The 14,391-nt window shown below is 41.1% G+C and carries 15 protein-coding genes; 9 read left to right on the top strand and 6 right to left on the bottom strand.

What is annotated here, in order from left to right; all coding sequences use genetic code 11:
- Positions 1-87: 87 nt before the first annotated feature.
- Positions 88-1,188, bottom strand: a complete 1,101-nt coding sequence (gene queG / locus HYG89_RS09580) for a tRNA epoxyqueuosine(34) reductase QueG (RefSeq protein ID WP_096901200.1) — start codon at positions 1,186-1,188, stop codon at positions 88-90.
- Positions 1,189-1,209: 21 nt separating this feature from the next.
- Here queG and HYG89_RS09575 point away from each other — a divergent pair, with 21 nt between their 5' ends.
- On the top strand, positions 1,210-2,730 hold the full coding sequence (locus tag HYG89_RS09575; protein ID WP_178867253.1) for an NAD(P)H-hydrate dehydratase: 1,521 nt from the start codon (positions 1,210-1,212) through the stop codon (positions 2,728-2,730).
- Between the two features lie 24 nt (positions 2,731-2,754).
- Here HYG89_RS09575 and ruvC read toward each other — a convergent pair whose 3' ends face one another.
- Positions 2,755-3,300, bottom strand: a complete 546-nt coding sequence (gene ruvC / locus HYG89_RS09570) for a crossover junction endodeoxyribonuclease RuvC (RefSeq protein ID WP_004976895.1) — start codon at positions 3,298-3,300, stop codon at positions 2,755-2,757.
- A gap of 200 nt (positions 3,301-3,500) precedes the next feature.
- Here ruvC and HYG89_RS09565 point away from each other — a divergent pair, with 200 nt between their 5' ends.
- The 3 genes from HYG89_RS09565 (at position 3,501) to HYG89_RS09555 (ending at position 5,423) form a co-directional block, all read left to right on the top strand.
- Entirely contained in the window at positions 3,501-3,884 is a 384-nt protein-coding gene (locus HYG89_RS09565) for a YkvA family protein (protein WP_178867251.1), read from the top strand.
- A 168-nt stretch (positions 3,885-4,052) separates the two neighbouring features.
- The gene (locus HYG89_RS09560) at positions 4,053-4,628 is read left to right on the top strand and encodes an FxsA family protein (protein ID WP_004976892.1); all 576 of its coding nucleotides are present in this window, start codon (positions 4,053-4,055) and stop codon (positions 4,626-4,628) included.
- A 159-nt stretch (positions 4,629-4,787) separates the two neighbouring features.
- The gene (locus HYG89_RS09555) at positions 4,788-5,423 is read left to right on the top strand and encodes a LysE family transporter (protein WP_004976890.1); all 636 of its coding nucleotides are present in this window, start codon (positions 4,788-4,790) and stop codon (positions 5,421-5,423) included.
- Between the two features lie 20 nt (positions 5,424-5,443).
- Here HYG89_RS09555 and HYG89_RS09550 read toward each other — a convergent pair whose 3' ends face one another.
- Entirely contained in the window at positions 5,444-5,653 is a 210-nt protein-coding gene (locus HYG89_RS09550; RefSeq protein ID WP_154320816.1) for a hypothetical protein, read from the bottom strand.
- 315 nt (positions 5,654-5,968) lie between these two features.
- On the opposite strand from HYG89_RS09550, the gene HYG89_RS09545 reads away from it, so the two are divergent.
- A complete protein-coding gene (locus HYG89_RS09545; protein ID WP_372238839.1) occupies positions 5,969-6,199 on the top strand; it encodes a hypothetical protein in 231 nt (76 codons plus the stop codon).
- A gap of 152 nt (positions 6,200-6,351) precedes the next feature.
- Here HYG89_RS09545 and HYG89_RS09540 read toward each other — a convergent pair whose 3' ends face one another.
- Both HYG89_RS09540 and metK read right to left on the bottom strand, forming a co-directional pair.
- Positions 6,352-6,663 carry a monooxygenase gene (locus HYG89_RS09540; protein WP_004976884.1) on the bottom strand — a complete coding sequence of 104 codons (312 nt, stop codon included), beginning with the start codon at positions 6,661-6,663 and terminating at the stop codon, positions 6,352-6,354.
- 158 nt (positions 6,664-6,821) lie between these two features.
- The gene (gene metK / locus HYG89_RS09535) at positions 6,822-7,988 is read right to left on the bottom strand and encodes a methionine adenosyltransferase (protein WP_004976883.1); all 1,167 of its coding nucleotides are present in this window, start codon (positions 7,986-7,988) and stop codon (positions 6,822-6,824) included.
- 749 nt (positions 7,989-8,737) lie between these two features.
- Here metK and tkt point away from each other — a divergent pair.
- The 4 genes from tkt (at position 8,738) to HYG89_RS09515 (ending at position 12,479) form a co-directional block, all read left to right on the top strand.
- A complete protein-coding gene (gene tkt, locus HYG89_RS09530) occupies positions 8,738-10,726 on the top strand; it encodes a transketolase (RefSeq protein WP_004976881.1) in 1,989 nt (662 codons plus the stop codon).
- Between the two features lie 152 nt (positions 10,727-10,878).
- Complete coding sequence (locus tag HYG89_RS09525; protein WP_004976879.1) at positions 10,879-11,094, top strand: hypothetical protein; 216 nt, start codon at positions 10,879-10,881, stop codon at positions 11,092-11,094.
- A 178-nt stretch (positions 11,095-11,272) separates the two neighbouring features.
- Positions 11,273-11,758, top strand: a complete 486-nt coding sequence (locus tag HYG89_RS09520) for a GNAT family N-acetyltransferase (protein WP_218644941.1) — start codon at positions 11,273-11,275, stop codon at positions 11,756-11,758.
- A 136-nt stretch (positions 11,759-11,894) separates the two neighbouring features.
- Positions 11,895-12,479, top strand: a complete 585-nt coding sequence (locus tag HYG89_RS09515) for a YceI family protein (protein WP_004976875.1) — start codon at positions 11,895-11,897, stop codon at positions 12,477-12,479.
- Positions 12,480-12,717: 238 nt separating this feature from the next.
- On the opposite strand, the gene HYG89_RS09510 is transcribed toward HYG89_RS09515, so the two are convergent.
- Positions 12,718-14,229 (bottom strand): aldehyde dehydrogenase family protein, encoded by a 1,512-nt coding sequence (locus HYG89_RS09510; RefSeq protein WP_178867249.1) that lies wholly within the window; start codon positions 14,227-14,229, stop codon positions 12,718-12,720.
- Between the last annotated feature and the right edge of the window lie 162 nt (positions 14,230-14,391).

The following is a 14,391-nucleotide window of genomic DNA, read 5'->3' as shown; positions in this document are numbered from 1 at the left end:
GAATTGGTCACTAAAATTCAGTTAACTGCATAAATTGGCAAGTAACCTGCAGCCAAAATATCGTACCATTTGGGTGGTAGTTTTTGTTTAAATTTTAGGCTGTTTAAGCAATTGTTCCTGAATGGCCCAATCAATATGGATTTGCACAATCTCATCATGTTGTGCTCGCGTTTGCTGCAAAGTTTGCAAAATCTGTGCTGAAAATGGGGCATTTCCAAGCCCGATTGCAATATTACGCATAAAACTTTGATAGCCTGTACGACGCAATGGACTACCTTCAGTTTTGGCTAAAAACGTGCTTTCATCCCATTGCCATAAATCTAGCAAGCTGACTTGATCTAAGGCATGTCGAGGGTGAAAATCCTCCACCGTAGTGACTTGTGCAAAGCTATTCCACGGACAAATCAGTTGGCAATCATCACAACCAAACACCCGATTACCAATACCACGACGTAATTCTTCAGGAATAATACCCTGATATTCAATGGTCAAATAAGCAATACATTTACGCGCATCCAACATATAAGGTTCAACAATGGCCTGCGTTGGACAAATGTCGATGCAGGCTGTGCAAGAACCGCAATGCGAGGTTGCAGGCGGATCAAAAGGCAAATCTAGTGAAGTAAACAACTCGCCCAATACAAAAAAAGATCCAGATTTTTTATGAATCAGTAAGGTATGTTTACCTGTCCAACCCATACCAGCACTTTCTGCCAGTGACTTTTCAAAAATCGGGGCTGAGTCCGCAAAGGGGCGTGATTCAAAATTCCCCACTTTTTCACGAATACGGGTGGCAAGAGTTTTTAGGCGTCCGCGCATGACTTTGTGATAATCGCGCCCACGTGCATAACGGGCTATAATTGCAGAGTTAGGTGCATCGGGAATGTGTCGTGGACGTGGTGTTTCCACCAAATAATTCATCCGCACACAAATAATACTTTTTGTATTCGGGACTAACAGTGTGGGATTAGCGCGCTTGTCTAAATTTTCTTCTAGAAACTTCATATCGCCATGATAGCCACGTTTTAAATATTCCTGAAAACGTGCTAATTCTGCTTGAGCATCTGGTTTGGCAATGACACAATCAGCAAAACCAAGCGCCAAAGCTTGAGCTTTAATCCACGCTTTCAAGGCGGCTGGATCGTCTTGATGCAGAGAAATATGTGCTGAAGTGGTGGATGTTGCCATAACAAAATAGAAGGGAAGAAAATGCCGCAGCAAGTGTACCATAGCCCTGTTTATCATAGTCAAAGTATTCAAGCGTGGGAGCAGCGCTGGTTTGCCCGTCAAAATAGTTCTTACGGTTTAATGCAGCAAGTGGCGTGGACACTGCATTTACAAATTCGCAAAATTTTTGCCGCACAGCCATCTACAATACAAAAAATTGCTGTGTGTTGTGGACAAGGCAATAACGCAGGCGATGGCTATTTAACTGCAAAATATTTAAAACAAGCAGGTTTTCAAGTCGATATTTATGCCGCAACACGCGGTTCATCGGCAGATTTACATCAGGCTTTTTTAGAAGCTCAGACAGAACAAGTCAATATAATTCAAGGTTTTGCATTTCAACAAAGTTATGACTGCTATATTGATGCATTATTTGGTATTGGTTTAGATCGTCCTTTAAATGATGAGTGGCAGTCGCTTATTCACGCAATGAATCAACAAGCGGGTTTAAAAATTGCGGTTGATATTCCAAGCGGTTTAAATGCCAACACGGGGCAGCCATTGCCATGTGCAATTAAAGCCGATTACACCTTTACAGCTTTGGGTTTGAAAGCAGGGTTATTTACAGGGCAGGCACAGGAATATACTGGACTGGTCGATGTGCTGGATTTGATTCCAGCCGATGCAGAACTCAAAGCGTTGGCCCAACTCACACCACATTTGATTCAATTACCCGCACGGCAGGCTTTTGGACACAAAGGCAGTTATGGGCATGTGTTGATTGTGGGCGGACATGCACAAATGGGTGGTGCGGTGATGATGGCTGCAGAAGCCGCATCAAGCGCAGGTGCAGGGAAAGTGACTGTGGTCTGTCATGCCAAACATCATGTGGCGATATTAAGCCGTGCGCCGAATTTAATGTTGCGGGATATAGACGCACTGACAGGCGCAGAAATTCAGCACTTAATTTCACAGGTCGATGCCGTGAGTTTAGGGATGGGACTAGGACGAGATGCTTGGGCAGAACAGCATTATGCAGACTGGTTTGCCGCACTAAATCAGTCCGAGGTAGAAGTAGTTTACGATGCCGATGCCTTGTGGTTTTTGGCGAAACAAGCGCATTCATCGCATCATCCAGCCCAACTAAAACCGAACAGTTATGCCACACCACATTCAGGTGAGGCTGCGACCTTGCTCAATACTACGGTTGCAGCCATTGAAGCAGACCGTATTGCCGCGATTCAGCAATTGCAGCAACGCTATGCAGGCGATTGGGTGTTAAAAGGTTCAGGTAGTTTGACTTTGCAAGCTGCATCTACAGAACCGCAAGCAAGTTCATTGTGGATTTGTACCGCAGGCAATCCTGGTATGGGTACAGGTGGTATGGGCGATGTGTTGGCAGGCATGATTGCCAGTTTAAAAGCCCAGTTTCATCATAAAATTCAATTGCATGAAATTGTCATGTTACATGCCTTGGCGGGGGATGTATTGGCACAGCAGGGCATGCGCGGTTTACAGGCACAGCACATGAGCCAAGCGATTTATCAGGTTGTGAATCGGTAAAATATAAGCGATGGCGATGCTGATTTAGCGACGTCTGGAGCTTGAGCGACTGCGCCCGCGAGCCATACCGCCCAAGGCATTGAGCACAGCCAATTTGGTCATGCTGCCTGATGCATGAGCATGGCAAATTGCAGCAGCCAAAGCATCGGCAGCATCTTGTTGTGGTTTAATGGATAGATTTAATAGTTTCATGACCATCATTTGTACTTGTTCTTTATCGGCAGCGCCATAACCCACGACAGATTGTTTAATTTGACGGGCGGTATATTCCGCCACTTGTAAATCTAAATTCACCAAAGCGGCAATCGCTGCACCACGAGCCTGTCCCAATTTCAAGGCAGAGTCTGGGTTTTGCGCCATAAACACTTGTTCAACTGCAGCTTCAGTCGGGCCGTGAAATTTCACAATCCGTTCAATCCCTGCAAAAATCCGTTTTAAGCGTTCAGGCATTTCACTGGTTTCGGTGCGAATGGTTCCTGCATCTACAAAACGTAATTTAGCGCCATCACGTTCAATAATGCCGTAGCCCGTTAGACGAGAACCAGGGTCGATTCCAATAATAAGTGACATGCCAAGCCTTAAAAAATTACATCAAGTTGAATTATAGGAGTTTAAATCTCTTTTGTGTGGAGTAATTTCAAAACATTCGGTCAGTAAGCTGCTGTTTAAACCATTGGAATGTATCCCACGCCACATTTTCAATTTTGGACTTCATTTTATTTTAAGTTTTGAGGTGTATATTTTATATACGGTAGCAAATGAGAGCGGCAATGAAGTGGATTAATAGGCTAAAACAGTGGGCGAAGCAAATTAAACGAAATGTTTATGCGGTTTGGTTTGTCGCACGTGATCCTGAAACGCCGTTTATGGCAAAGCTTTTGGCATTGTTGGTCGCTGCTTATGCTATTTCTCCCATTGATTTAATTCCAGACTTTATACCTGTTTTGGGTTATTTGGATGATTTGATTTTAGTGCCATTGGGTATCATGTTGGTATTGCGTTTAGTACCTGCAGAGGTAATGCAGCGCTGTCGTTTACAAGCCGATGCGATCAGTCAAAAACCGAGCAGTTATATCGCAGCATCGGTTTTTATTGCGTTGTGGTTATTGTTGGCTTATGTCGCGTATTTTTATCTTTATCGTTCAAATATATAGACGTATTGAGTCTGTTATTGTGTGATGATGAAAATATTAATGACAGACTTAACCTTTAAAAATACAATAATGCCCATATTGAAACAACAGCGAATCAAAAAAGCTTGATCCCGATGAAGCACTTGGTTACTGCATTTTATTTATTTTATTGAGATTAGATTAATTTTCATGAAATTATTTCTTATTGTTCTAATTGGCTTAGTTCTTGAAGTCTTCGTCTGGATTGGTGTGGGCGACCTAGTGGGGAGCATGTGGTACGTGTTCTTTTGGTTTGTCGCTGCTTTCTTCATTGGTTTGAACCTGATTCGTAAATATTCTGCAGGCGTGATGCCACAAATGCAGCAAATGCAAATGGGGCAGATGAGTGCCGATCCTGCGCTGAGCAATAATTTACCTAAAATTTTTGCGGGTTTTTTATTGATGATTCCAGGATTAATTAGCGATGTTTTGGCATTGCTGGTGATGATTCCTGCCGTACAAAATGCCTTTAAAGCGGCAATGATGAAAGCCATGATGAAACGTCAGCAAGCCATGATGGATCAAATGATGGGTGGCATGATGGGCGATATGAATGGCATGGGCGGAGCAGGTCAAAACCCGTTTGCAGATTTAATGCGCCAAATGCAAGATATGCAAAATCAGCAGGGTGGTGGTCGTGATTCCAGTATTATTGATGGTGAAGCACGTGAAATTACCCCCGATGCGAAAAAAATTGAAATGAAAGATGTCAATCCACCTAAATAATATAGGTGATGCTTGATATCAAACCGAATCGTGCTGATTCGGTTTTTTTTATGTGTGTTTTTGGGTAAATATTCAAATATTGAGAGGCCTATTTTAAAGCCTTATTTATTCTCTTGCTGCAAAAGGTATAATCGGACTTTCAATTCTCCTGATGTATTTATGTCTTTGTTATTCACCATTTGTTCGCTGCATTTTGTGGCACAGCTTAGCCCAGGCCCAGATGTTTTATTAATTGCCAAAAGTGCAGCCAGCAATACCCGTCGTAATACCTTGCAGATTATTGCGGGCATTTCATCGGGGATTGTGGTGTGGGTAGTGCTGACCCTATTGGGTTTTACGGTTTTGGTGCAGCAGTTTCCTTGGATTCAGCAAGTCTTAATGCTGATTGGCGGTTTATTTCTTGCCAAAATGGGATGGGGCATGTTGTCGGGTGGTTGGCATAGTTGGCAGCAGCGCAAACAGTTTGATGATACTCAAGTGCAAATTCCAGCCGCAAAAAACTACTTTTTATTGGGGCTATTCACCAATTTATCTAATCCGAAAACCTTAATTTATTTTAGTAGTGTATTTGCTTTGGCGTTGAGTTCATCGGCAAGTGCATCTTTGAAAGCCCAATTGGCAGTGATTATTCCAATCCAAACTTTTGTGACATTTACACTATTTATGTTGCTACTTTCTACACCAAAAATGAAAAAGTTATATCAGCGTTCAGGCAGTTATATTGATATGGTCTCGGGCGGATTATTTTTATTATTTGCTGTGTGGTTGTGGTTAGATGCACTGCGTATGTTTTAAAACATAGGTTTTGATGCCAATTAGTTAGATGATTTGATGTTGTCCAAAGCCAAGTTTGACGATTTTTCATTCAGTATTTCGGTTGCAGTCGTGTTTTCAGTTTTATCTAAATGATTGGGCTGATAAGTACGGTTTGATTGCAAAGTTGCTTCGGTATTTTCCGAACCTTGGTATTTACGACTACGGTTGGCACGTTCTCGCAAGCCACCTTTTTTAATGAGTTGCACCACTTTAACTTTACTCCGTGTAATAAAAAAATATGTGCTGAAAGCCAAGCTTGAGTCTAAACTTCAAGTAATCGAGCATGCAGAATTTTAGCATGGCATACCTATTTTAGATGGATAAAGTGACTGTTTATTCAAAAATACGATTTGCGCGAATAGCAGAACTTTGACATTCTAATTCACAAGCGATTGTGTCAGTTAAATCATCCAAAGGATGCAGGCTACAAAGTGTCACAGTTGCTTAAACAAAATTACACTGCATCAGGGTAGATGGTGTAACAATAAAAACAAGAATTACAGTGAAGTAGGAGAATACCTATGCTGTATCATCAGTATCGTTGCGCATGTTGCAATCGGGTGGTGGAATCATCAGAAAAAGAATGTGGTACTTGTGGTTCACACAATATTCGTAGTCCTTATGGTTTCTGGTTATTCTGTATTTTGGCATGCTTGGCAGCAGCCGTTGTGTTTAAAGTCGTGCATGTTTATTTGCAAGATCATCAAGAAGTGCCCGTGCAACAATCGGTGCTTGAGGTGATTCGTACGCAATAAGTGCTGCATCCAAGCTTAACGCTTATTTCGTCTATACAAGATTTCAAAAAATCCTGAATCATTAAATGGCTCAGGATTTTATTCAACTGTTTTTTCAATATTGAAGAGACTCACCATTTTATTCTTCAATATGGATGAGCAATTTAAAAAGATTAGCGACTTAAGAAGTCAGCTTGGTTGATTGCAGACAGTGCAGCATTCACCTCAAAAATCTTGCCACGAATATTCTTCACGCCAAAACTTTCTAAACGTGCAGTGTGCATTTTTAAATAGCGTTCAGCATTGGCCGCATGATCAAACAGATAGATTCCACCGGCTTCCTGTGTTTGACTGTTCTCAGTCCAAATTTTCCAAAGCATGCCAGTTTCTAGGTTAATGCTTTCTGCAAGTTCACGGTACGCTTGGCTCATGCTTTCGCCAAATGGGCCTTCAGAAGGGAAATCGACTTGAAGAATAACCGCCATAATAAACTCCTACATCATTATCTTAGATGAGTATTTAAAAAATCTCAGGAATGATTCACTATAACATATTAGTATTTTGTATATTGTGGTTTGACAGCTAAATTTTAGGCATAAAAAAGCCCACCGAAGTGAGCTTGATAAAACTGAAAAGTTTTACATTACAGACCTGCAGAGGCTTTTAATGCTTCAACTTTGTCGGTTTTTTCCCATGTAAATGCAGTGTCAGAACCTTGACGACCAAAGTGGCCATAAGCTGCAGTCTGTTTATACATTGGTTGTAACAGGTTCAACATGTTGGTAATGCCGTATGGACGTAAATCGAAGTGTTCACGTACTAAAGCAATAATCAACTCATCTGCCACTTTTGCAGTGTTGAAGGTGTTGATTGAAATTGATGTTGGCTCTGCAACACCAATAGCATAAGACACCTGAATTTCACATTTGTCTGCCAAGCCAGCTGCCACAATATTTTTGGCAACATAACGGCCTGCGTAAGCAGCAGAACGGTCAACTTTAGATGGGTCTTTACCAGAGAATGCACCACCACCATGACGCGCCATGCCGCCGTAAGTATCGACAATGATTTTACGACCTGTTAAGCCGCAGTCACCTACAGGACCGCCAATCACAAACATACCTGTTGGGTTGATGTGGAATTTGGTGTCTGCATGGAACATTTCTGCAGGAATCACTTTTTTCACAATTTCTTCAATTACCGCTTCTTTAAGCTGAATTTGAGAAATTTCAGGATCATGCTGAGTAGATAACACCACCGCGTCCAAACGTACAGGCACACCATTTTCATAAGCAAAAGTCACCTGACTTTTTGCATCTGGGCGTAACCACGGCAAAGCACCACTGCGACGTAATTCAGCTTGCTTTTCCATTAAGCGGTGTGCGTAAGAAATTGGGGCAGGCATTAATACATCAGTTTCACGGCTGGCGTAACCAAACATCAAACCTTGGTCACCTGCGCCTTGATCTTCAGGCTTTTGACGGTCTACACCTTGTGCAATTTCAGGTGATTGTTTACCAATCATGTTAATGACCGCACAGGTTGAACCATCAAAACCTAAGTCAGAATGATGGTAACCAATGCCATTTACGGTTTGACGAACAACGGCTTCAAAATCGACATTTGCAGTTGTTGTGATTTCACCTGCCAGTACAACCGCACCCGTTTTTACAAGCGTTTCACAAGCAACCCGCGCATAAGGGTCTTCTTTTAAGATTGCATCCAAAATGGCATCACTGATTTGGTCAGCCATTTTATCTGGATGGCCTTCGCTTACAGATTCCGAGGTAAATACAGCGTACTCGCGCATAAGTCCTATCACAGTTAAATTCAAAAGACGCAATATGTTACATCGAGTTAGACTTTAGGACTAGCGCATTACGACTAAATTGGCTGAATTTATTTCAATTCAATGACTTTTTATCGCATATCTTTAGCTAAAAAATAGATAAAGTATCGGTATGACTATATTGTGACTCAAAAATATTCATGTTGGCTAAAGTATGCTGTCATAATTTTAAACTAAGGAGCACCTTGTTTTTAAGTGGTGAATCATTTTTAAAAACAATATTGTAGATGGGTAATTTAAAGACTTTGAATTGACTTTATCTGCATCAAGCTGCATTTTCAAAAGCTGTTTTAAAATTTTGGACGATGGCTGTGATTCAATTTATTGTGTGAAAAGTGAATAAAATTCAAGATGTGTTAAAATCTGTCTATTATTTCTACAGAATACTGTTGTGTTTTAACTTGTTGCTAGGCATTTGATTGGAGTTGCTGCAAGAGCGACATCACAATTCCATCCTGCGTCTATAAATTGAAATATCTATACTTTAGAATTTTGCCAAGAATAGAGCTTAACACGGCAATTAGCTATTTTCTTGTTGTTATAAACGTGAAAACGTCTTTGAATTTGCACGAAAAATACCCTGAATGGGAATTAATGCGGAAATATTGTTGCATAGGCTTTACCCCTCAGGCGTTTTTTTGAGAGAATAGCGGCTGTTTTGAATTCTATTCATCTTCTTCTATTTAACGATTTTTTGTGGACTCTGACCTATGACGACCCCGCTTAACGAACGTCGTATTGCAAACGCAATTCGTGTATTGGCAATGGATGCTGTGCAAAAAGCAAATTCAGGACATCCAGGTGCACCGATGGGGATGGCAGATATTGCCGATGTGGTGTGGCGTGAATTTTTGAATCACAACCCAACCAATCCACAATGGGCAAACCGCGACCGTTTTGTATTGTCTAATGGTCATGGTTCAATGTTGCAATATGCGTTGTTGCATTTAACAGGTTATGATCTTTCAATCGAAGATTTAAAAGCGTTCCGTCAGTTACACTCTAAAACACCTGGCCACCCAGAATTGGGTTATGCACCAGGGATTGAAACCACCACTGGTCCACTCGGTCAGGGGATTGCCAATGCTGTTGGTTTTGCTTTAGCAGAAAAAACACTGGCTGCACAATTTAATAAAGAAGATATTCAGGTTGTAGACCATTTCACTTACTGTTTCTTGGGTGATGGTTGCTTAATGGAAGGTGTTTCACACGAAGCATGTTCATTGGCAGGTACTTTAGGTTTAGGCAAGCTGGTTGTTTATTATGATGACAACGGCATTTCTATTGATGGTGAAGTAGAAGGCTGGTTCTCTGACGATACCGAACAACGTTTCTTATCTTACGGCTGGCAAGTCTTAAAAGTTGATGGTCACGATGCCGATGCAATTCGTGCTGCAACGGTTGAAGCAAAAGCTGAAACGCAAAAACCGACTATTATTATTTGTAAAACTGTTATTGGTTTAGGTTCGCCAAACAAACAAGGTAAAGAAGACTGTCACGGTGCGCCATTAGGCCATGATGAAATCGCTTTGACGCGTCAAGCATTAGGCTGGACAGATGAAGCATTTGTTATTCCTGAAGATGTATATGCTGCTTGGGATGCTAAAGCGAAAGGTGCAGAAGCAGAAGCAGCATGGAATACAACTTTTGATGCCTATGCAGCAAAATATCCAACGGAAGCTGCTGAACTTAAACGCCGTTTAAGCGGTGAACTACCTGCAGAATTCATCGCGCAGGCAGATGCGTTTATTGCTGAAACCAATGCTAAAGCTGAAACTATTGCAACGCGTAAAGCCAGCCAAAATACTTTGCAAGCATTTGGCCCATTATTGCCTGAATTATTGGGTGGTTCTGCAGACTTGGCAGGTTCAAACTTAACCCTTTGGAAGGGTTGCCAAGGCGTTCAGGACAATGCAGCAGGGAACTACGTGCATTATGGCGTACGTGAGTTTGGTATGACTGCTATTGCAAATGGTGTAGCACTTCACGGTGGTTTCATTCCTTACGTTGCAACATTCTTAATGTTTATGGAATATGCGCGTAATGCCGTGCGTATGTCTGCATTAATGAAGCAACGTGTGATTCATGTGTATACCCACGACTCGATTGGTTTGGGTGAAGATGGTCCAACACACCAACCGATTGAACAAATTGCATCTTTACGTGGTACGCCAAACTTAAATACATGGCGTCCTGCAGATACCGTTGAAGCGGCTATTTCTTGGAAATCTGCATTAGTACGCAGCGAAGGTCCAACTGCTTTAATTTTCTCACGTCAAAACTTGCCATTCCAAACTCGTACTCAAGCGCAAATTGAGAACGTGGCAAAAGGTGGTTATGTCTTGGCTGAAGAAAAAGGTGAATTGAAAGCCATTATTATTGCAACAGGTTCAGAAGTGGGCTTGGCAATGGAAGCATACGCGCAGCTTGAAGGTGTACGTGTTGTGTCTATGCCGTGTGCAGAAGAATTTGTGAAGCAAGATGCAGCATATCGTGAAGCGGTATTGCCATCACATATTCGCGCACGTGTTGCGGTTGAAGCAGCGCATGTAGACTACTGGTGGAAGTTTGTCGGCTTAGACGGTAAAGTTATTGGTATGACAACTTATGGTGAATCTGCACCTGCAAAAGACTTGTATCAGTACTTTGGCATTACCACTGAAGCGGTTGTTGCTGCAGTAAAAGAATTAACAGCTTAATTTTTTAATCCAGTGTTTTTAAAGGCGTTCCTGCAAAGGGACGTCTTTTATTTTTGCATATTTGTTTGGTATTCGATGTGATGATCCAACAAATTTTGTCAGTGTAAGTCAGGTTTGTGAATAAACCTCTGTGTAATTGAGTGAGATGAGAAATGAGTTTGTACGAGCAAATTAATGATGAAGTCACTTTAATGGATGCGGGTGAGCAAAAGTGGATTGGACAAGATTTACCACTTGAAGCTATGGTGGCGGTAGAGTTGTTGTTACAGGATTTGGCTGAAGATCAGCAAATCAAAATTCGCCGTAAGAACCATGAAAAGCAATCAGGCTTAAAGCAGGTTGATCGTATTTTGATTGAGAAGCTTTAATCTATTGCGATGAATACGGTGCATTAAAAGGTGTATCGTCAAAAACAGCTTTATTCTATGCGTAGGGTAAAGCTTTTTTATTGCTGAAAAATAGTGTATAAAATAGCCTAAGCATAATATGAATTGTGCATAATTAGTAAAATGATTCGATGCAAAAATAATCAGGCAACATCAAAGCTTGCAGACAACTATATTAGATCGTCAATTTAAGCACATCGACATTGTCGCGTTAAGTGAAATCCAATTTGAGCAATGGCAACCACTTTGGCAGGGTTATCAGCAATTTTATCAGGTGCAATTAAGTGATGAGGTTACGCAAAATACGTGGTCAAAACTAATTAATCCACACAGTACGCATATTTATGGTTTTGCTGCCGTATATCAAACTCAAGTTGTGGCAATTGTGCATGTAATTGAACATGACAGTTGTTGGACGCTTAAACCTTATGCCTATTTGCAAGATTTATATACCTTGCCTGAGTACAGAGGGATGGGAATTGCTCAGCAGCTTATTCAGCAGGTGAATCAAACAGCGCAACAGCGTGAATGTGATCGGGTATATTGGCTGACCCATGAAGATAATTTACAGGCACGGCAGTTGTATGATCGTGTCGCAAAAAGAACAGGTTTTATTCAATATCGCAGTCCTGTAACGGCGATGTAAAACGCGCATGCATATTTTTACAAATTTATCGTTTCAGTCATGCAACATACTGTTTTATCTTTAATCCTGTATTTGCAGCAAAAATCTATAAACTAAACCTCATTGAAACGTATCAACACTTTTAGAGATGAACAATATGAACATGAAATCAATTGCTTTAGGTTTGGCTATCGCGTCTGCAGCAACAATGACAATGGCTAAACCAGTGGCTTATCAAATTGACCCAACGCATACTGCTACTGTATTTACTTGGGATCACTTCGGTTTTTCTACGCCATCAGGTAACTTCTCAGACATTCAAGGTACTATCAACATTGATGAGAAAAAACCTGCTAACTCATCTGTGAATGTGACGATTCCATTAAGTAGCATCAACACCAACGTAAAAGCTTTAGATGAGCACTTAATGGCAGCAGATTGGTTTGATGCAGCAAAATATCCAACCATTACTTTTAAAAGTACAAAAGTTGAAACTCAAGACAAGAAAAACTTTAAAATCACAGGTGATTTAACAGTTAAAGGTGTAACTAAGCCAGTGGTACTTGACGCAGTATTGAACAAACAAGGTCCACACCCAATGACTCAGGCAGCGACTGTTGGTTTTAATGCAACAACATCATTCAACCGTTCTGCATTTGGTATCGCAAGCTATGTACCAAACGTGGGTGATAAAATTACTGTTAACATCACTACTGAAGCATCTGTAGCTGCAAAAAAATAAGCAGTTGTGATTTGATCAAAAAGCATCATTTTTTAAATGGTGCTTTTTTTATGTCCGTGATTTCATCTACATGACTTTGATGTTAGTAATTTTAGGTCTATGACTTGTAAATCTATGTAGATAAATGGCTTTTTCTGTTTTTCTGTTTTTCTTTTTGTCCATCTGTACATCCAAAATATAAAAAAATGCGAACCGAAGTTCGCATTTTCATTCATCATGTTGAGGTTAAAAGCTTAACTTAGAAGAAGCCTGCAGGTTTAGTTGAATAACTTACCAACAAGTTTTTGGTTTGTTGATAATGTTCTAACATCATCTTATGGTTTTCACGGCCAATACCTGACTTTTTATAACCACCGAAAGCTGCATGCGCAGGGTAAATGTGGTAACAGTTCGTCCAAACGCGACCCGACTGAATAGCACGACCTGCACGGTAAGAAGTGTGCGCAGAACGTGACCAAACACCTGCACCTAAACCGTAAATGGTGTCATTGGCAATTTTAATGGCTTCATCGAAGTCTTTAAATGTGGTCACAGAAAGCACTGGGCCAAAAATCTCTTCTTGGAAAATTTTCATGTCGTTGGTGCCTTTGAAAATTGTCGGCTCAATATAGAAACCGCTGCCAACTTCATGACGCTCACCACCACCTGTTAACACTTGTGCACCTTCGGCACGACCTGTCGCAATACAACCCAAGATTTTGTCCTGTTGTTCTTGCGATGCTTGTGCACCAATCATCGTTTCAGTATCAAGCGGGTGACCTGTTTTAATACGTTTAACACGTTCAATGGCTTTTTCAAGGAAACGGTCAGCAATACTTTCCTGCACGAGCGCACGCGATGGACAAGTACAAATTTCACCCTGATTCAGCGCGAACATAGCAAAGCCTTCGAGTGCTTTGTCTAGGTAGTCATCATCTTGCGCCATAACATCTTCAAAGAAAAGATTTGGAGATTTACCACCAAGCTCCAAAGTCACTGGAATGATGTTTTCAGTGGCGTATTGCATGATCAATTGACCGACCTGAGTCGAACCTGTGAATGCAATTTTGGCAATACGTGGATTGGTTGCCAATGGGCGACCAACTTCTACGCCGTAACCATTGACTACGTTTAGTACGCCTGCAGGCAATAAATCTTGAATGAGTTCGACTAAAACTAAAATGCTGGCAGGGGTTTGTTCTGCAGGTTTAAGTACAATACAGTTACCCGCAGCCAAAGCAGGTGCAAGTTTCCATATTGCCATTAAAATAGGGAAGTTCCATGGAATAATTTGCCCTACAACGCCCAATGGCTCATGGAAATGATAGGCAATGGTATCTTCATCAATTTCAGAAATTCCGCCTTCTTGGGCACGAATACAGCCCGCAAAATAACGGAAATGGTCAATCGCCAATGGAATGTCGGCAGCCAATGTTTCCCGAACAGGCTTACCATTATCCCATGTTTCTGCCACTGCCAATAATTCTAGATTTTGTTCTAAACGATCTGCAATTTTAAGCAGAATGTTGGAGCGTGTGGTTGGAGATGAGCTGTTCCATTGTGCTTTGGCTTTATGGGCTGCATCTAAAGCCAGTTCAATGTCTTCTGCCGATGAGCGTGGGACTTTGGTAAATACTTTGCCATCTACAGGAGAGATATTTTCAAAGTATTCGCCTTTTACAGGGGCGACCCACTCGCCACCAATAAAGTTTTCGTATTGTGCTTTAAATTGAACTTTTGAACCGGGTTGATTGGGATCTACGTAACGCATAATTCTCTTCCTTTGATGGTTTTTTATAATCTGCCGTCATCTTTACCTTTTATCACAATCCTGTGTCTAAAATCAGGTTAAATTTACGGCTAAGGTATAAGGTACTTTAGTACGTTATTTGATTAGCATACCAATATAAGGTTGGAAAAAGGTTGGAAAGTT

Origin of the sequence: Acinetobacter sp. SwsAc5 (genome assembly GCF_013391485.1) — a bacterium.
GTDB classification, from domain to species: domain Bacteria; phylum Pseudomonadota; class Gammaproteobacteria; order Pseudomonadales; family Moraxellaceae; genus Acinetobacter; species Acinetobacter towneri.
The sequence above is the reverse complement of the archived record's forward strand: the minus strand, read 5'-3'. Positions and strand labels throughout refer to the sequence as shown.